A 16,985-nucleotide genomic window follows, 5' to 3' on the forward strand; every position below is an offset into this window, starting at 1 on the left:
TTTTGAAGATAAACCAAGTTTTTGAAGATAAACAAATCGTTCAGGGACGCAATATGGCAGACGAGAATCCGCTAGATCATCGGCATGACACTCCTCGCAAGCTCAGCACGCGCGAGCTCTTTCGTCACAACCGGGTCAGGGCGATCGCCGGTATCGCCGCAATCGGAGTGGTCTGGGCCATCATGGCGCAGTCCAATGCCAACACCCATCGCGAGCGCGTCGATTCGTTGCAAGCTGATCTGGCCGCCGCCGAGCAGCAGAACCAGCGCCTGAGTCAGCGCGTGAGCGAGTACGAGCAAGCCGAGACGGACCTTGCGGCGATGCGTGAAGAGATTGCTTCCCTCGAGGAGCAGCAAAGTCAGGCACAGTCGGGTCTCGAGGAGGCGCAGCAAGAGGTTGGCTCGGTCCAGTCGCGACTCGAGGAGCTTCAAAGTCAGCGTGACTCGCTCCAGCAGGAAGTGGATGCACTGGAAGAAGAGCTCGAAAATGCTCAGAGCAGCATGCAGTCGCTACGCGACGAGCGTGACGAAGCGGTCAGCGCTCGCGACGAGGCCCAGTCGTCGCTCGACGAGCTCGAACAGGCCCGCGAAAGCGCTGAAGAGGCGCGTCAGGAAGCGGAAACCGCGCGTCAACAGGCCGAGGAGCAGCGCCAGCAGGCGCTCGACGAGCAGAACGAGGCTCAGGAAGAGCTCGAAGCGATCCAGTCCCAGGTCGATCAGGCCAATGAGCGCTTGAGCGCACTCCAGGAGCAGGTCGACAGCGCCGAGCAGGAGCTCGAGCAGCTTCAGAGCCAGCGCGACAGCATCAGCAGCGAACGCGACGATCTACAGAGCGAGATCGACGCGCTCGGTGAGCAGCGCCAAGAGCAGGAGCAGAGCCTGACTCAGGTGCGCGGCGAGACCGACGACCTGATGGTGGCGCTCGATATCGGCCGCGAGGAACTGGCAAGCGTCGAAAGCGATATCGAGACTCGCGAAGCGCAGCTCGAGCGGCTGGAGAACCAGCTGCGCGACTGGCGCAGCGAGCTCTCGGCGCTGGATGACCGCCTGGGCGAGGTCGACGATGTGACCGAGGACGACGTGCCCGATCTTTCCGGCAGCGCCTCTTCCGCGCAAGGCCAGTCCGCGCAGGGCCAGGATGGTTCTGCGTCACAGGAGCAGACACAGCAGGACGAAGTGCAGCAGAACCAGGAAGCCGACGACGAGCAGCAGGGCCAGGCCAATAACTGAGCCTTCAGATGTCCCGCGGGTACGGTCAGGGCCGTACCCGCTTTTTTATGCGCCGAGTTTATGAACGCCGCCTCAACGCGTATGATCTAGCCAATTCAACGTTCAAGGAGCGCCCGATGGAAGGGATCAAGCATATCGTCGCCGTTGCATCCGGCAAGGGGGGCGTCGGCAAGTCCACCGTCACCGTCAACCTGGCGCTGGCGCTGTCCGCCCAGGGGTATCGTGTCGGCGTGCTGGATGCGGACATCTATGGGCCGAGCCAGGCGCAGATGCTTGGCGTTGCGGAGGGGACGCGTCCACAAACCGTGGGCGAGAATACCTTTCTGCCGCTCGAGGCCCATGGGCTCCAGGCGATGTCGATGGCGTTTCTGGTCAACAGCCGGGATGCGCTGGTGTGGCGCGGTCCGATGGTGGTCGGTGCCTTCCAGCAGATGCTCAACCAGACGAAGTGGGACGATCTCGACTTCCTGTTGATCGACATGCCTCCGGGTACCGGTGATATCCAGCTGACACTTGCCCAGAAGGTGCCGGTTTCCGGCGCGGTGGTTGTCACCACGCCGCAGGACATCGCGCTGCTCGACGCACGCAAGGGCATCGAGATGTTCCGCAAGGTCAAGGTGCCGGTGGTCGGTGTGGTCGAGAACATGAGTCTCTACACCTGCGAGAAGTGCGGCCACGAAGCCACTATTTTCGGCGCCGGTGGAGGCGAACGCATCGCCGATGAGTATAATACCGCGCTGCTCGGTCGCCTGCCGCTGACCCTCGACATTCGCGAGCTGGCCGACTCCGGTACACCCAGCGTGATCGCCAAGCCCGAGAGCGCCGAGAGCCAGGCCTTTGCCGATATCGCCCGCCAGGTGGCCCAGGCGGTGATGGGGACGCAGCAGAGCGGCCCCACGATTTCCTTTAGTGAGTGATTAGCCAGCCCATGAGTATTCAGCCAGATAAGTGGATTCGCCGCATGGCGCAAGAGAGCGCCATGATCGAACCCTTCGAGCCCGGTCAAGTGCGTCATGTCGACGACCAGCGGGTGATCTCCTACGGTACCTCGAGCTATGGCTACGACGTGCGCTGCTCGGACGAATTCAAGGTTTTTACCAACATCCACTCGGCGATCGTCGATCCCAAGGCGTTCGACGAGAAGAGCTTCGTCGACGTGAAGGGCGATGTCTGCATCATTCCGCCCAACTCCTTTGCGCTGGCGCGTACCGTCGAGTACTTTCGCATTCCGCGCAACGTACTAACCATCTGCCTTGGCAAGTCCACCTACGCGCGCTGCGGCATCATCGTCAACGTCACGCCCCTCGAGCCCGAGTGGGAAGGCCACGTGACGCTGGAGTTCTCCAATACCACCAACCTGCCGGCCAAGATCTACGCCCACGAAGGCGTGGCACAGATGCTGTTTTTGACCGCCGACGAGGAGTGCGAAACCTCCTACAAGGATCGCGGCGGCAAGTACATGGGCCAGCGTGGCGTGACGCTTCCGCGTACCTGAGCGCTATCGAAGCCAAAAAAAGCGCGCCTTACAAGGCGCACTTTTTTCGTTGGTTCCTGCCGGTCCGAGGCGACCGTCAGCGCTCTTCGTCGAGCTCCTCGGCGGCATCGTCGTGAGAAAGACGCATGCCGTGGGGCGGCAGGGGCTGGCCATCGATGGTCACGGCATCGTTGGCGTACTGAAGCCGACCCTGCAGGAACCACTGTACGGCGATGGGGAAGATCAGGTGCTCGCGGGCGTGGACCTTCTCCTTGAGGCTCTCGACGCTGTCCTCCGGGGTGACCCGGCACTCGGCCTGAAGCACGACCGGGCCGCCATCGAGTTCCTCGGTGACGAAGTGCACGCTGCAGCCGTGAACATCGACGCCATCGGCAAGTGCCCGAGCGTGGGTGTCAAGCCCCTGGTAGGCGGGCAGCAGCGACGGGTGGATGTTGAGCATCCGGCCCATGAAGCGCTGCACGAAGCGCGGCGTCAGGATGCGCATGAAGCCTGCCAGCACGATCAAATCCGGCTCGTGGCGCTCGATCACCTTGATCAGGGCACCGTCGTAGGCCTCGCGGCTGTCGTACTCGCGGTGGGGCAGGGCGACCGCCTCGATGCCCGCCTCATGGGCGCGCTTGAGCCCGTAAGCGCCGGGCTCGTTGGAGATGACCGCCTTGATCTCGCCGCCGAGGCGGTCGTGGGTCTGGGCCTCGATCAGCGCGGCGAGGTTGCTGCCGCTGCCGGAAATCAGCACCACGATGCGGCGCTGATCGACCGGCGCCGGCGTCATGTCGGTCAGCGTGTCACTGGCGTAGTCGTTACTGCTCACGGCGCGGGTTCTCCAGCACGACCGCCTCGCCGCTGCGCTCGACGATAGCGCCGATGCGGTGAACGGTTTCACCCTGCACCTTCAGGTAGGCTTCGGCCTGGTCGGCCTCGGCGGCGGGCACGACGACCACCATGCCGATACCGCAGTTGAGCACCCGGTGCATCTCCACCTCGCTGACGTTGCCTTTCTGCTGCAGCCAGTCGAACACCGCCGGGCGCTTCCAGGCGCTGACGTCGATGCGCGCCGCCAGCGTCTCCGGCAGCACCCGGGGGATGTTCTCGAGCAGCCCGCCGCCGGTGATGTGAGAGAGCGCGTGAACGGCAAGGCCGCTTTCGCGCAGCAGCGCCAGCAGCGGTTTGACATAGATGCGCGTCGGCGCCATCAGCGCGTCTTTCAAGGGCGTGCCGTCGATGCTTTCGTCGAGAGAGCTTGCGTTGATCTCGAGGATCTTGCGAATCAGCGAGTAGCCGTTGGAGTGCGGGCCGGAGGAGGCCAGGCCCAGGAGCACGTCGCCTTCACCAACGCGGCTGCCGTCGAGGATGTCGGCCTTTTCCACCACGCCGACGCAAAAGCCCGCCAGGTCGTAGTCGCTGCCTTCGTACATGCCGGGCATCTCGGCGGTCTCGCCGCCGACCAGCGCGCAGCCCGCCTGTTCGCAGCCGGCACCGATGCCGGTCACGACGTCGGCGGCAATGTCGACGTCGAGCTTGCCGGTGGCGTAGTAGTCGAGAAACACGAAGGGCTCGGCGCCGGCTACCACCAGATCGTTGACGCACATCGCGACCAGATCGATGCCGATGGTGTCGTGCTTATCAAGATCCATCGCCAGGCGCAGCTTGGTGCCGACCCCATCGGTTCCCGTGACCAGTACCGGCTGCTTGTAGCCCGCCGGCATCTCGCACAGCGCGCCGAAACCGCCGAGCCCTCCCATCACTTCCGGGCGCGTCGTCCGCTTGGCGACGTGCTTGATGCGCTCCACCAGGGCGTTGCCGGCATCGATATCGACGCCGGCATCCTTGTAGCTAAGTGATGAAGAAGCCTGAGAAGGGGTTGTCTTGGTCATGACAGGTCCTGTAGAGCCTATAGCGAAACGGGGTGGGGAGGCCGCGCGGCCGGTGTCGGCCGTTGATCCGGCGGATTGTACCATTTGACGAGGGAAGCCGCATCGACGTGTCGCCATATCTCGCAAGACAGGTTACCTTCGGGATACCATGCGCCATGACCCTTGACGACCTTGGATGACCCGTATGCGCAACTCTTGGTGGGGTGTAGTGTTTCTGGTCCTGCTGGTGGGCTTCGTCTACCTGCTGGAGTCGATTCTCATGCCGTTCATCGCCGGCATGATACTGGCGTATCTCGCGGATCCACTGGCCAATCGCTTCCAGGAGTGGGGCATGAAGCGCCCCGTCGCGGTCTGCAGCGTCTTCCTGGTGCTGACACTGCTGCTTACCGTGGCACTACTGATCCTGATTCCGTTGATCGTCTCCCAGATCAAGCAGCTCGGCGAGGCGTTGCCGGGCATCTTCACCTGGGTCGAGAATCGCCTGGCACCGCAGGTGCTCGACTGGACCGGCTACGATGTGCGCTCGGAACTCGGCAACCTGCAGGCCACGCTCGCCGAGAACTGGCGCGACGCCGGTGGGTATCTCGCCCAGGCGCTCGGGCAGATAGGCCGATCTGGTGCGGCATTTGCCACCTGGATCACCTACGTGGCGCTGATTCCCGTGGTCACCTTCTATCTGCTGCTCGACTGGGATCGGCTGCTGGCCAATATCGTCGGCCTCGTGCCGCGCCATTGGCTTGCGGACACCGCGCGCCTGGCGCGGCGCTGCGACGAGGTGCTGGCCGCCTTCCTGCGTGGGCAGCTTCTGGTCATGCTGTGCCTGGGGGTGATCTATGCCGTGGGGTTGACCGTGATCGGGCTCAACTTCGGTCTGCTGATCGGAGTGGTCTCGGGGCTGGTCAGCATCGTGCCGTTTCTGGGCTTCATCGTGGGGCTCGGCGTTGCCCTGGTCGTGGCCTTCTTCCAGTTCGAAAGCTGGTGGGGACTGGTCGGGGTGCTAGCCGTGTTCAGTATCGGGCAGGTAGCGGAAAGCGTTGTATTACAACCAAAATTGTTAGGTGATAAGATCGGCCTTCATCCGGTGGCGGTGATCTTTGCAGTGCTCGCCGGAGGCAGTTTGTTCGGATTGACCGGCGTGCTGCTGGCACTGCCCGCCGCGGCGGTCATCATGGTGCTGCTGCGCGAGGTGATCGAGCGCTACAAGAAAAGCGAGCTCTACGCGGGGGTGGAGCGGCCGATGGAGGGCCCGGCACTGCCGCACCGGCTCGATCATGATACGGACAGGGAGATTCCATGAGCAGAGTACCGGCCCAGCTGCCGCTCGGCGTCGGCTTGCGTGACGATGCCACCTTCGGCAACTACTTTGCCTCGCGCGAGAACGCGTCGCTTCTGACGTCGCTGACTCGCCAGCTGGCGCCGGCATCGGAGCCGTTCATCTACCTCTGGGGGGCACCGAAGAGCGGGCGGAGCCACCTCTTGCAGGCGGCCTGCCACGCGGCCTCGGATGCCGACAAGCGCTCGCTCTATCTGCCGCTTGCGGATCTCGGCCACTTCCCGCCGCTGATGCTCGAGGACATCGAGCGCCTCGATCTGGTCGCCATCGACGACCTGGAGTACGTGGTGGGCCGCAAGCGCTGGGAAGAGGCGCTGTTTCACGCCTTCAACCGGCTGCGCGATGCGGGCAAGGGATTGATCGTTTCGGCCAGCGCTCCGCCGCGTCAGTTGAACGTCGCGCTGTCGGATCTGGCCTCGCGGTTGAGCTGGGGGGTCACCTACCACCTGCATCCGCTGGACGATGCCGACCGGCTCGAGGCGCTCAAGCTGCGCGCCCGGGTGCGCGGCATGGAGCTTCCCGACGATGTCGCCCGCTACATCCTTCACCGCGGCCCGCGAGAGCTCGGCGAGCTCTGCCGGGCGCTGGATACCCTGGATCAGGCCTCGCTCTCCGCCAAGCGCAAGCTCACCATTCCCTTCGTCAAGTCGGCACTCGCCTGGTAGAGCGCCCCGCACGTGGCGCCGTGTTGTCGTAAGCGGTATCGCCGACTAGGGTAATCAGGTAGCCGCGCCGCCGCGCGGAGATCGGTTCACTGAAAGGAGGCAGGCAATGCAGACACGCATCGAACGCGACAGCATGGGCGAGCTCGAGGTACCCGCCAGCGCCCTGTACGGCGCCCAGACCCAGCGGGCGATCGACAACTTCCCGGTATCGCACACCCCGATGCCCACGGCGTTCGTGCACGCGGTGGCGCGCATCAAGCTCGCCGCGGCGCGCAGCAACCTGGCGCTGGGGTATCTTGACGAGCCTCGCGCCAAAGCGATCGAGAAGGCGGCGCAAGCGGTGATCGATGGCCATCACGACGACCAGTTCCCCATCGACGTCTACCAGACCGGCTCCGGCACCTCGACCAACATGAACGTCAATGAGGTGCTGGCCACGCTCGCCTCCCGCGAAGGGGTAGAGGTGACACCCAACGACCACGTCAACATGGGCCAATCGAGCAACGACGTGATTCCCAGCGCCATTCACGTGGCGGCGGCCATCGCCGTGAGCGACACCCTGCGCCCGGCGCTGGTCGCCCTGCGCGAGACCATCGACCGCCGCGCTGACGAGCTCAAGGACTTGGTGAAGACCGGGCGAACGCACCTGATGGACGCCATGCCGCTGCGCATGGACCAGGAGCTCGGCGGCTGGTCGAGCCAGATCGGCCAGGCGATCGAGCGTTTCGACAGCGCCCTCGAGCGCCTTCAGCGCCTGGCCCAGGGAGGCACTGCCGTGGGTACCGGCATCAACGCGCCGGAAGGTTTCGCAGAGGCCGTGGCCAAGGAGCTCAGCGCCCAGACCGGGCTCTCCTTCGTCCCCAACGACAGCTTCTTCGCCAGCCTTTCGAGCCAGGACGCTGCGGTGGAGCTCTCCGGTCAGCTCAAGGGGCTCGCCTGCGTGATCATGAAGATCGCCAACGACCTGCGCTGGATGAACTCCGGTCCACTGGCGGGCCTGGGCGAGATCGAGCTCGAGGCGCTGCAGCCGGGCAGCTCGATCATGCCGGGCAAGGTCAATCCGGTGATTCCCGAGTCCGCCGCCCAGGCCGCCGCCCAGGTGATCGGGCTCGATGCGGCGATCACCGTGGCGGGGCAGAGCGGCAACTTTCAGCTCAATGTGATGCTGCCCCTGGTGGCCACGAACCTGCTCACCTCGATCACCCTGATGAGCAACACGGCGAACCTGTTGGCCAAGCGCGCTATCGCCACCTTCAAGGTGCGCAAGACGCATCTGGAGGAGCCGCTGGCGCGCAACCCGATCCTGGTGACGGCGCTGAACGGCGCTATCGGGTATAACGCGGCGGCGGCGGTGGCCAAGAAGGCTTATCAGGCGGGAAGGCCGATTATCGATGTGGCCGAGGAGGAGACCGAGCTTGATCGCCAGACGCTCGAGCGCCTGCTTGACCCGGCCGTGCTCACCCGGGGCGGTGTGCCGGAATAGGCCGCCCCGGAGCCGGGCGGGTCAGCGCTGCTGCTTTTCCGTCTGGCCTTCGCGAATCGTTTCCTCGGCTTCTTCCCGCTCTTCCTCGCTCGCCTGCGGCGTTTCCTGCTCGCCTTGCTCTGCGGGGCAGTAACAAAACGATGCCAGGATCGGAAAATGGTCCGAGCCGATTTCCGCAAGGCGCTGCATGTCCATCAGAGTGAAGTGCTCGGTGACGAAGATGTGATCCAGCGGCCAGCGAAGCATGGGGTAGTGAGCGTGGAAGGTACTGAACATGCCCCGGCCTCGGCGCGGGTCGAGCATGCCGCCCACGCGGCAGAAGCGCCGCGTGGTCCGCGACCAGGCCACGTCGTTGAGATCTCCCGCCACCAGCGTCGGCGCCGGCTTCTCGTGAATTTCCTGACCCACCCATAGAAGCTCGGCATCGCGCCATAGCGATTTTTCGCTTTCGCTGGGGGCCGGCGGGCGAGGGTGAACGGCGTAAAGCCGAATGCGCTCGCCGCTTTCGAGCGTCACGTAGGTGTGAATTGAAGGAATATCTTCCTGGATCAACCACTTTACCTCTGTGCCCTCGAGGGGCAGGCGCGAGTAGAGGTGCATGCCGTAGAGGTTGTCGAGCGGCACCTTGACGCTGTGGAAGTAACTTTCACCCAGTGACTCGTCGAGCCGTGCCTGCCACCAGTCGTCCGACTCCAGGGTGATGACGATATCGGGCTGATGCGCCTTGATCGCCGCGATCAACTTGTCGGACTGGCGGTTGGGGGTAAGCACGTTAGAGATCAGCAGCGTGATGACACGCGCTGGCTCTGGCTCGCAAGCAGATTTCACCTCCACCGGCCAGACTCGCGTCCACGGCAGGATGTAGACCACCTGGATCAGCAGAGTGACCAGGGACAGCGTGCCGGCTCCGGCGCGCCAGGCGCCGGGGTCAAGCAGCACGAGCGCTGCCACCGTGTTGGCGAAGGCGGCGATGGCGAGCTGGACGCGCGGGAACTCGAAGCTTCGTACGAACCACCAGCGTAGATGAATGCGAGCGATCAGAGTCGCGAGGAACAGCAGTAGTGCGATGATGCCCACGAGTGGCCCGAGCAAGATCTACCTCCTTAACATAGGCTATGACGTTATTGGACTTAGCTTAGCTGGCTTGTGAAAGACGTGTCGATGTAAAAGAGAACTTTCTTTTCAAGGCTCTATAAAAAGCACGCGATGAAAAAACACCTTGCATTTGTGACTCGAATACGTAGAATACGCCTCGCACACAAAGCAGGACCATAGCTCAGTTGGTTAGAGCGCCACGTTGACATCGTGGAGGTCGGCGGTTCAAATCCGCCTGGTCCTACCAGGTCTTTGACGCGTGCTGAAGGACCATAGCTCAGTTGGTTAGAGCGCCACGTTGACATCGTGGAGGTCGGCGGTTCAAATCCGCCTGGTCCTACCAGAATTCATGAACGCCTCGCTCATCAGAGCGGGGCGTTTTCGTTTGTCTAGATATCGTTGGTGCGCGGCTCAGGAAAGGTCGGTTTGGCGCACGAAGGTCGCGACCAATGCCTCGATGCCGGCCTGATCCTCGGCGCTGAAGCGCGCGAGTTCGGGGCTGTCGATGTCCAGCACTCCCCACAAATGGGTACCGGCCACGACGGGGATCACCAGTTCCGACCGGGAGGCCGCATCACAGGCGATATGGTCCGCCACGGCGTGAACGTCCTCCACGCGCTGGGTAACGCGGCTGCGCGCCGCCGCCCCGCACACGCCCTTGCTGAAGGGGATGGGGTTGCAGGCCGGATTGCCCTGAAAGGGGCCCAGGCTCAGGAGCTCGGGCTCGCGCTGCAGGTAGAACCCCACCCAGTTCAGCGCGGGCAGTGACTGCATGAGAAAGGCGCTGGTCTGGGCGGCGTTGACCAGCCAGTCACGCGTGTCCAGCAGCGCTTCGAGCTGGCGGTTGAGCAGGGGGTAGTCGACCGGTGCCATGATATCTCCTTGAAAAATAACAGGCCGGCCCTGGGGCCGGCCTGAGTGATGCTTGGTGGGTGGAAAGCAGGTTTACTCGACCCAACCCGGCACGGCACCACCCTGGAAGAGCTCCTCGGCTTTCTCGATCACCTCGTCACGCTGGTAGGCGTCGACGAGCTGGCGAATCTCCTTGCGCTCCTCGTCGCCACTGCGCACGGCGATCAGGTTGACGTAGGGGGATTCGGGGCCTTCACGCACCAGCGCGTCGTCGAGGCTCAGCCCTGCTGGCTGGGCGAAGGTGTTGTTGATGAACGCCATGTCCACGTCCGGCAGCACGCGCGGCAGCTGGGCGGCTTCGATCTCGCGGAAACGGAAGTTCCTGGGGTTCTCGGCGATGTCGATCGGCGTCGCTTCCAGGTTTTCCGGGTCGCTCAGGGTGATCAGGCCTTGGTTGTGCATCAGGATCAGCGAGCGCCCTTCGTTGGTCGGGTCGTTGGGCAGGGCGATCTGTGCACCGTCGGGAAGCGCCTCGAGGCTGTCGTATTTCGAGGAGTAGGCGCCGATCGGGTAGACGAAGGTGTAGCCGGCGGCCACTAGGTCGTAGCCGCGGTCGCTGTTCATGGTTTCGAGATAGGGGGCATGCTGGTAGGCGTTGGCATCCAGGCTGCCGTCGGCGAGCGCCGCGTTCGGGGTGACGTAGTCGGTGAACTCGACGATCTCGACATCGAGGTCGTACTCCTGCTTGGCGATGCGCGCGGCCACTTCCATGACCTCGCTCTCGGGGCCCGCGACGGTGCCGATCTTGATGCTGCGGGCTTCCTGGGCGTGGGCCACGTTGATGGCCAGAGCAAGGGCGGTCAGGCCGCCGAGAAGCTGTTTCTGCATGGTGACTCTCCTGTTGACGTACCTTGAAGATACGAGATTATAGCAATAAAAAAACTTTTTATAATGCTTTTTGGTTATATTTGGCATCGGTTCCGGTGAACTCGCCAACTACTTGCGATCGCTCTTGCGCACCAGGTAGTCACCCAAGCTCTGAAAGCCCTGTACCATGAACACGAGAATCACCACCGTGGTCAGCATGATGGTCGGGTTGAAGCGATTGTAGCCGTAGCGAATGCCCAGATCTCCCAGGCCGCCGCCGCCTACCGCCCCGGCCATGGCCGAATAGCTCACCAGCGTCACCACGGTGATGGTGAGGCCGGTGATGATGCCACCGCGCGCTTCGGGAATCAGCACCTTGCAGATGATCTGCCAGGGTGTGGCGCCCATTGCCTGGGCGGACTCGATCAGCCCCGGCGAGAGCTCGTTGAGCGCGCCTTCGATCAACCGCGCGACGAAAGGGATCGCGGCGATGGTCAGCGGCACTGATGCGGCGTTGATGCCGATCGAGGTGCCCACCAGCATGCGCGTGAAAGGGATGATCGCCACCATCAGAATGATGAAGGGGATCGAGCGGCCGATATTGGTGATCAGGCTCAGTGCCTGGTTCAGCATCGGCCGCGCGAGAATCTGGCGCGGGCGGGTGACATAGAGCAGCACGCCGAGCGGCAGCCCCAGAAGCGTCGAGATCACGCCGGAGATCGCCACCATGTAGAGCGTGTCGAGCGTGGCCTGCAGGATCAGATCAAACATCGCGCTGGACATGGCCTAGTACCTCCACCTGTAGTTGATGCGCTTTCAGATACTCCATCGCCTTGCGGGTCTGATCGGTGTCGCCGAGCAGCTCGGCGATCATCAGGCCTAAGGTGCGCTCCTGGATCGATTCCACCTTCGCCTGCAGGATGCTGACATCCACGTCGCACTCCCGTGCCAGGCGCGAGATCAGCGGGGTCGAGACGGCATCGCCCGAGAACGTCAGGCGTACCACCGGGTGGGTGTGCTCGCCCGGGGCCTCGAGCAGGCGTGCGGTGAGCTCCTTGGGCGGGGTGAGCTCCAGAAAGTCGTTCAAGAAATCGCGGCCCAGGTCGGTGCGTGGCGCGGTGAAGAAGTCCCCCACGTCGGCGTCCTCGACCAGCTCGCCGTTGGAAATCAGGCTGACCCGGTGGCAGATCGACTTGACCACCTCCATCTCGTGGGTGATCAGCAAGATGGTGATGCCGAGCTTGACGTTGATGTCGCGCAGAAGCTCCAGAATAGCGCTGGTGGTCTGCGGGTCGAGGGCCGAGGTGGCCTCGTCGCACAGCAGCACCTGCGGGTCGCTGGCCAGCGCCCGGGCGATGGCCACGCGCTGCTTTTGCCCGCCGGAAAGCTGGGCGGGATACATGCCCGCCTTGTCGGCAAGGCCTACCATGTCGAGCAGCGGCGCCACGCGGCGCTTGATCGCCGCCTTGCGCTCGCCGGCAAGCTCCAGCGGCAGCGCGACGTTGTCGAACACCGTGCGCGTGGTCAGGAGGTTGAAGTGCTGGAAGATCATGCCGATGCGGTGGCGCGCCCGGTTGAGCTCGGCCGCGCCGAGTCGCGTGATGTCGCGACCGTCGACGACGACGCTGCCTTCGGTAGGGCGCTCGAGCAGGTTGACGCAGCGGATCAGGGTGGACTTGCCCGCCCCGGAAAGTCCGATGACGCCGTGGATCGCCCCCTTGGGAATGGCGAGGTGGACGTTCTTCAGGGCATGCACCGCTTTGGCGCCGCTGCCGTAGGTTTTACTGACGTTGCTGAGTTCGATCATAGCGTCTGCCTTGATTCTAGGCCGAAGACGTGAAGTGGCGGGGGCGTGAAATAAAAAAAGGCCACCCATACGGGTGGCCATCAACGCTGGACACACCCTTTTAGCTGCACTTCACCACGCCATCGGCAGGTGGACGCCCGCAATCTGGGTACAAATCGGCGTCAAAACATTTGCGCCGAAAGTCTAAATAGAGGCCTGCGGGTTGTCAATTGAAGCGGGCGTTTTAATCCGCCTTCGATAAATGGACGCAAGGGCGTTGGTTCGCAGCCGGTTAAGGGCGATAATGCCGCCTCAAGCGCGTCGGTCCCGTGATCGGTGCGCACGAAGCTGCAAGGGGAGAGCGATGTTTACAGGTATTGTGCAGGGCACGGCGGAGATCGTCGACATTCACGAGCTCGACGGGTTTCGCACTCACGTGGTGGCGCTGTCGCCGGCGCTTCGCGAAGGGCTGGCGCTCGGCGCCTCCGTGGCCCACAACGGCGTCTGCTTGACCGTGACGCGCGTCGAGGGCGAACGCGTCAGCTTCGACCTGATGCGCGAGACGCTGCGGCTGACCAATCTTGGTGCGCTGGTACCCGGTGATCGCGTCAATATCGAGCGCGCGGCACGCTTTGGTGACGAGATCGGTGGCCACGCCATGTCCGGCCACATCATCAGCATGGCGGAGGTCGTCGCCATCGACGAGGCACCCAACAATCGCCGGCTGTGGTTTTCGCTGCCCGGATCGCTTGGCCGATTCGTGTTCGAGAAGGGCTATATCGGGGTGGACGGCATCAGCCTGACGGTCGGTGACGTGCGGCGCGGCGAGGAGCGCGTCGAATTCAGCGTCAACCTAATTCCCGAAACCCTCGAGCGCACCACGCTTAAGGAGCGCCTGCCGGGCTCAAAGGTCAATATCGAGGTCGACCCGCAGACCCAGGTGATCGTCGAGACCGTGGAGCGAGTTCTCGCCGCGCGCGCCTGATACGTTCCCGCGCTGTCGTCGGCCAGCCGTCAAAAAAAACGGCCGAGCTGACCGAGTGGTCAAGCCATGGCCTGAAGATTGCTTCACACTCGTTGCAAAGAGTCAGCGCGGGGCACTTCCCGCACCCGTTGGCTGCACGTGCCGGGCGCTCGCATCAGGCGGGGCCTTTCGGTAGTATGTGCGGCTTTTCTCGTATCTAGGGCTCGTATCCAAGGGCGCAGGGACAAAAAAACGCTATGAAAGGTCTGGATAATTACTTCAAGCTCTCCGAGCAAGGCACCAGCGTCAAGACCGAGGTGATCGCCGGTATCACCACCTTTCTGACGATGGCCTACATCATCTTCGTCAACCCGAGCATTTTGTCGGAAGCGGGGATGGACTACGGCGCGGTATTCGTGGCCACCTGCCTTGCCGCCGCCGTGGGCTGCTTCGTGATGGGTATCTGGGCCAACTACCCGATCGCCCAGGCGCCGGGCATGGGGCTCAATGCCTTCTTTACCTACGGCGTGGTGCTCGGCATGGGCTATACCTGGGAAGCGGCGCTGGGGGCGGTGTTCTTCTCGGGCCTGACGTTCTTTTTGCTGAGCATCTTCAGGATCCGCGAGTGGATCATCAACTCTATTCCGCTGTCGCTGCGCTTGGGGATCGCGGCGGGTATCGGCCTTTTCCTGGCGATGATCGCCTTGAAGAATGCCGGTATCATCGTCGCCAACCCGGCTACCTACGTGTCGCTTGGCGATCTTACCCAGCCCGCACCCATCTATGCGCTGGTCGGTTTCTTCGTGATCACGGCACTAGCCTACCTGAACGTCACCGGGGCCGTGATGATCGGCATTCTCGGCGTGACCGTGGTGGCCATGCTGCTGGGGCACAACGCCTACGGCGGGCTGATGTCCATGCCGCCCTCGATCGCACCGACCTTCATGGCGATGGACCTGGCGGGCGCGCTCGACGTCGCCATGCTCAGCGTGATCTTCGCCTTCCTGTTCGTGGACCTGTTCGATACTTCCGGTACGCTGGTCGGGGTCGCCCACCGCGGCAAGCTTTTGGACAAGGACGGAAAGCTTCCGCGTATCGGCCGCGCCATGATGGCGGACAGCACCGCCTCCATGGCCGGTGCGGCGCTGGGCACCTCGACCACCACCAGCTACATCGAGTCCACTGCGGGCATCGCCTCCGGCGGGCGTACCGGTCTCACCGCCGTGGTGGTGGGCGTGCTGTTTCTGATCAGCCTGTTCTTCGCGCCGCTGGCAGGATCGATTCCGGCCTACGCCACCGCCGGGGCGCTTCTATACGTGGCGACGCTGATGGCCGGAAGCCTGGCCCACGCCAACTGGGACGACGCCACCGACGCCGCCCCGGTCCTGATCGCTGCACTCGCCATGCCGCTGACCTTCTCGATCGCCGACGGCATCGCCCTGGGCTTCATCAGCTTCGTGGCGATCAAGGTACTTTCCGGCCGCTTCAAGGACCTCAATCCGGCGGTGGTCGTGCTGGGGCTTCTGTTCGCAGTGAAATTCTTCTTCTTCGGGTAGGCCCCGTTTACATCAACCAACGAGAGACGCGATGAGCATCTACGGCGACTATATCAAGTCCGTTATTCGCACGGTTCCAGACTGGCCTGAGCAGGGCGTGAACTTTCGTGACATCACCCCCTTGCTCCAGAACAGCGCCGCCTTTCGCAAGCTGATCGACAGCTTCGTGCACCGCTACCAGGAAATGAACCTAGATGCCATCGCGGCGATCGATGCGCGGGGCTTCATCATCGGCGCGCCGCTGGCTTATGAGCTTGGCTGCAGCTTCGTGCCAGTGCGCAAGAAGGGCAAGCTGCCCTTCAAGACGATCAGCGAGACCTATACCCTCGAGTACGGCCATTCGGAAGTCGAGCTTCACGCCGACGCCTTCGAGAACGGCGACCGCATCCTCTTGATGGACGATCTGATCGCCACCGGCGGCACCATGCTGGCCGCCGCCAACCTGATCCAGCGTTGCGGCGGCCAGGTGGTGGAAACCGCGACCATCATCGATCTGCCCGAACTGGGCGGTTCCCAGAAAATTCGCGACGCGGGCTTTGGCGTGTTCGCGGTATGTTCCTTCAACGAAGACGAGTGACCGACGATGAGCAGCGAACGCTACCACCAGCATTTCACGGTTTCCTGGGATCAGCTTCATCGCGACGTCCGCGCGCTTTGCCACCAGTTGATCGAGCGTGACTTCAAGGGCATCGTCGCGATCACCCGCGGCGGGCTGATTCCGGCGGCGCTCATCGCCCGCGAACTCAACATCCGCCTGATCGACACCGTGTGCATCAAGAGCTACGACCACATGGAGCAGAGCGGGCTGGACGTGTTGAAAGGCGTGGACCATGATGGAGAAGGGTGGCTGCTGGTGGACGACCTGGTCGATACCGGCAAGACCGCGAAGGCGGTGCGCGAGATGCTGCCCAAGGCGCATTTCGTGACCATCTACGCCAAGCCGGATGGCCGCCCGCTGGTGGATCAGTACCTGACCGAAGTGGGTCAGCATTGCTGGATCCAATTCCCTTGGGACATGGGCGTGGCCTACGTCGAGCCGCTCGCCGACCAACTGAAGAGATGACATGACCGACCCGCTACCCAAGGACTGGAGCCAATGGCTCGGCCAGGAGTTCCAGGCCGACTACATGGCCGCGCTGAAGGCGTTTCTGACTCAGGAGAAAGCGGCGAAGAAAGTGATCTACCCGCACTCCTCGAACTGGTTTCGTGCCTTCGAGCTCACGCCCTTGGAGAGGGTCAAGGTCGTCATTCTCGGTCAGGACCCGTACCACGGACCGCACCAGGCTCACGGGCTGTGCTTTTCGGTATTGCCCGAAGTGCGGGTGCCGCCGTCGCTGGTCAACATCTACAAGGAGCTCGAGAGCGACCTGGGCGTCGCGCCGGTCAACCACGGTTTTCTCGAGCCCTGGGCGAAGCAGGGTGTATTGTTGCTGAACACGGCGCTAACGGTAGAGCAGGGCAACGCCGCTTCTCATCGCGGCAAGGGGTGGGAGCACTTTACCGACGCCGCGATCAAGGCGGTCAGCGAACACGCAGAGCCCTGCGTCTTTCTGCTCTGGGGCAGCCACGCACGGCAGAAGAAGGCCTTGATCGATCAGGCGCGCCACTTGATTCTCGAATCGCCACATCCGTCGCCGCTCTCCGCGCATCGCGGCTTTCTGGGCAATCGCCATTTCTCCCAGGCCAACCGGTTTCTCGAAGAGCACGGGCGCTCGCCGATCGAATGGCAATTGCCCGCCACCCCTTAACCTTCGCCCCGGTTGCGGGTAGAATGGCGCGCAATTTT

18 protein-coding genes and 2 tRNA genes are annotated in these 16,985 nt (G+C 63.2%); 13 read left to right on the forward strand and 7 right to left on the reverse strand.

Annotated elements, in window-relative coordinates:
- Window positions 1-53: 53 nt before the first annotated feature.
- From GEV37_RS14655 to dcd, 3 genes are all read left to right on the forward strand, one after another.
- Complete coding sequence (locus GEV37_RS14655) at window positions 54-1,229, forward strand: coiled-coil domain-containing protein (protein WP_227391014.1); 1,176 nt, start codon at window positions 54-56, stop codon at window positions 1,227-1,229.
- Between the two features lie 116 nt (window positions 1,230-1,345).
- Complete coding sequence (gene apbC, locus GEV37_RS14660) at window positions 1,346-2,146, forward strand: iron-sulfur cluster carrier protein ApbC (protein ID WP_227391015.1); 801 nt, start codon at window positions 1,346-1,348, stop codon at window positions 2,144-2,146.
- A gap of 11 nt (window positions 2,147-2,157) precedes the next feature.
- Complete coding sequence (gene dcd / locus GEV37_RS14665) at window positions 2,158-2,724, forward strand: dCTP deaminase (protein ID WP_227391016.1); 567 nt, start codon at window positions 2,158-2,160, stop codon at window positions 2,722-2,724.
- Window positions 2,725-2,800: 76 nt separating this feature from the next.
- Here the strand turns inward: dcd and purN are convergent, their stop codons facing one another.
- Window positions 2,801-3,535 carry a phosphoribosylglycinamide formyltransferase gene (purN, locus tag GEV37_RS14670; RefSeq protein WP_227391017.1) on the reverse strand — a complete coding sequence of 245 codons (735 nt, stop codon included), beginning with the start codon at window positions 3,533-3,535 and terminating at the stop codon, window positions 2,801-2,803.
- Window positions 3,525-4,598: a phosphoribosylformylglycinamidine cyclo-ligase gene (purM, locus tag GEV37_RS14675; protein WP_227391018.1), complete on the reverse strand. Its 1,074-nt coding sequence runs from the start codon at window positions 4,596-4,598 to the stop codon at window positions 3,525-3,527. Before purM ends, purN begins: the two co-directional genes overlap by 11 nt.
- Before the next feature lie 184 nt (window positions 4,599-4,782).
- Here purM and GEV37_RS14680 point away from each other — a divergent pair, with 184 nt between their 5' ends.
- The 3 genes from GEV37_RS14680 to GEV37_RS14690 all read left to right on the forward strand — a co-directional run bounded on the left by GEV37_RS14680 (window position 4,783) and on the right by GEV37_RS14690 (window position 8,079).
- Window positions 4,783-5,895, forward strand: coding sequence for an AI-2E family transporter (locus tag GEV37_RS14680; protein WP_227391019.1), 1,113 nt, complete (start codon window positions 4,783-4,785; stop codon window positions 5,893-5,895).
- Window positions 5,892-6,596 (forward strand): DnaA regulatory inactivator Hda, encoded by a 705-nt coding sequence (gene hda, locus GEV37_RS14685; protein ID WP_227391020.1) that lies wholly within the window; start codon window positions 5,892-5,894, stop codon window positions 6,594-6,596. The genes GEV37_RS14680 and hda overlap by 4 nt, the downstream gene beginning before the upstream one ends.
- 106 nt (window positions 6,597-6,702) lie before the next feature.
- Window positions 6,703-8,079 carry a class II fumarate hydratase gene (locus tag GEV37_RS14690; RefSeq protein ID WP_227391021.1) on the forward strand — a complete coding sequence of 459 codons (1,377 nt, stop codon included), beginning with the start codon at window positions 6,703-6,705 and terminating at the stop codon, window positions 8,077-8,079.
- A gap of 21 nt (window positions 8,080-8,100) precedes the next feature.
- Here the strand turns inward: GEV37_RS14690 and GEV37_RS14695 are convergent, their stop codons facing one another.
- Window positions 8,101-9,171, reverse strand: a complete 1,071-nt coding sequence (locus GEV37_RS14695; protein WP_227391022.1) for an endonuclease/exonuclease/phosphatase family protein — start codon at window positions 9,169-9,171, stop codon at window positions 8,101-8,103.
- Between the two features lie 173 nt (window positions 9,172-9,344).
- Here GEV37_RS14695 and GEV37_RS14700 point away from each other — a divergent pair.
- Together GEV37_RS14700 and GEV37_RS14705 are read left to right on the forward strand one after the other, a co-directional pair.
- Window positions 9,345-9,421 (forward strand) — tRNA-Val (locus GEV37_RS14700).
- Between the two features lie 19 nt (window positions 9,422-9,440).
- A tRNA-Val gene (locus GEV37_RS14705) sits at window positions 9,441-9,517 on the forward strand.
- A gap of 68 nt (window positions 9,518-9,585) precedes the next feature.
- On the opposite strand, the gene GEV37_RS14710 is transcribed toward GEV37_RS14705, so the two are convergent.
- From GEV37_RS14710 to GEV37_RS14725, 4 genes are all read right to left on the reverse strand, one after another.
- Complete coding sequence (locus GEV37_RS14710; protein WP_227391023.1) at window positions 9,586-10,047, reverse strand: GAF domain-containing protein; 462 nt, start codon at window positions 10,045-10,047, stop codon at window positions 9,586-9,588.
- A 72-nt stretch (window positions 10,048-10,119) separates the two neighbouring features.
- The gene (locus GEV37_RS14715; protein WP_227391024.1) at window positions 10,120-10,914 is read right to left on the reverse strand and encodes a MetQ/NlpA family ABC transporter substrate-binding protein; all 795 of its coding nucleotides are present in this window, start codon (window positions 10,912-10,914) and stop codon (window positions 10,120-10,122) included.
- Window positions 10,915-11,022: 108 nt separating this feature from the next.
- Entirely contained in the window at window positions 11,023-11,676 is a 654-nt protein-coding gene (locus GEV37_RS14720) for a methionine ABC transporter permease (RefSeq protein WP_227391025.1), read from the reverse strand.
- Complete coding sequence (locus GEV37_RS14725) at window positions 11,657-12,700, reverse strand: methionine ABC transporter ATP-binding protein (protein ID WP_227391026.1); 1,044 nt, start codon at window positions 12,698-12,700, stop codon at window positions 11,657-11,659. Before GEV37_RS14725 ends, GEV37_RS14720 begins: the two co-directional genes overlap by 20 nt.
- A gap of 343 nt (window positions 12,701-13,043) precedes the next feature.
- Here GEV37_RS14725 and GEV37_RS14730 point away from each other — a divergent pair, with 343 nt between their 5' ends.
- The 5 genes from GEV37_RS14730 (at window position 13,044) to ung (ending at window position 16,947) form a co-directional block, all read left to right on the forward strand.
- Window positions 13,044-13,664, forward strand: a complete 621-nt coding sequence (locus GEV37_RS14730) for a riboflavin synthase subunit alpha (protein ID WP_227391027.1) — start codon at window positions 13,044-13,046, stop codon at window positions 13,662-13,664.
- 236 nt (window positions 13,665-13,900) lie between these two features.
- A complete protein-coding gene (locus tag GEV37_RS14735; protein ID WP_227391028.1) occupies window positions 13,901-15,199 on the forward strand; it encodes an NCS2 family permease in 1,299 nt (432 codons plus the stop codon).
- Between the two features lie 31 nt (window positions 15,200-15,230).
- Window positions 15,231-15,776, forward strand: coding sequence for an adenine phosphoribosyltransferase (locus tag GEV37_RS14740; RefSeq protein WP_227391029.1), 546 nt, complete (start codon window positions 15,231-15,233; stop codon window positions 15,774-15,776).
- Between the two features lie 6 nt (window positions 15,777-15,782).
- Window positions 15,783-16,262, forward strand: coding sequence for a xanthine phosphoribosyltransferase (gene gpt, locus GEV37_RS14745; RefSeq protein WP_227391030.1), 480 nt, complete (start codon window positions 15,783-15,785; stop codon window positions 16,260-16,262).
- Window position 16,263: 1 nt separating this feature from the next.
- Window positions 16,264-16,947 carry a uracil-DNA glycosylase gene (gene ung, locus GEV37_RS14750; protein WP_227391031.1) on the forward strand — a complete coding sequence of 228 codons (684 nt, stop codon included), beginning with the start codon at window positions 16,264-16,266 and terminating at the stop codon, window positions 16,945-16,947.
- The last annotated feature ends 38 nt before the right edge of the window (window positions 16,948-16,985 follow it).

It is taken from the genome of Vreelandella malpeensis (assembly GCF_020622355.1).
Classification (GTDB): Bacteria; Pseudomonadota; Gammaproteobacteria; order Pseudomonadales; family Halomonadaceae; genus Vreelandella; species Vreelandella malpeensis.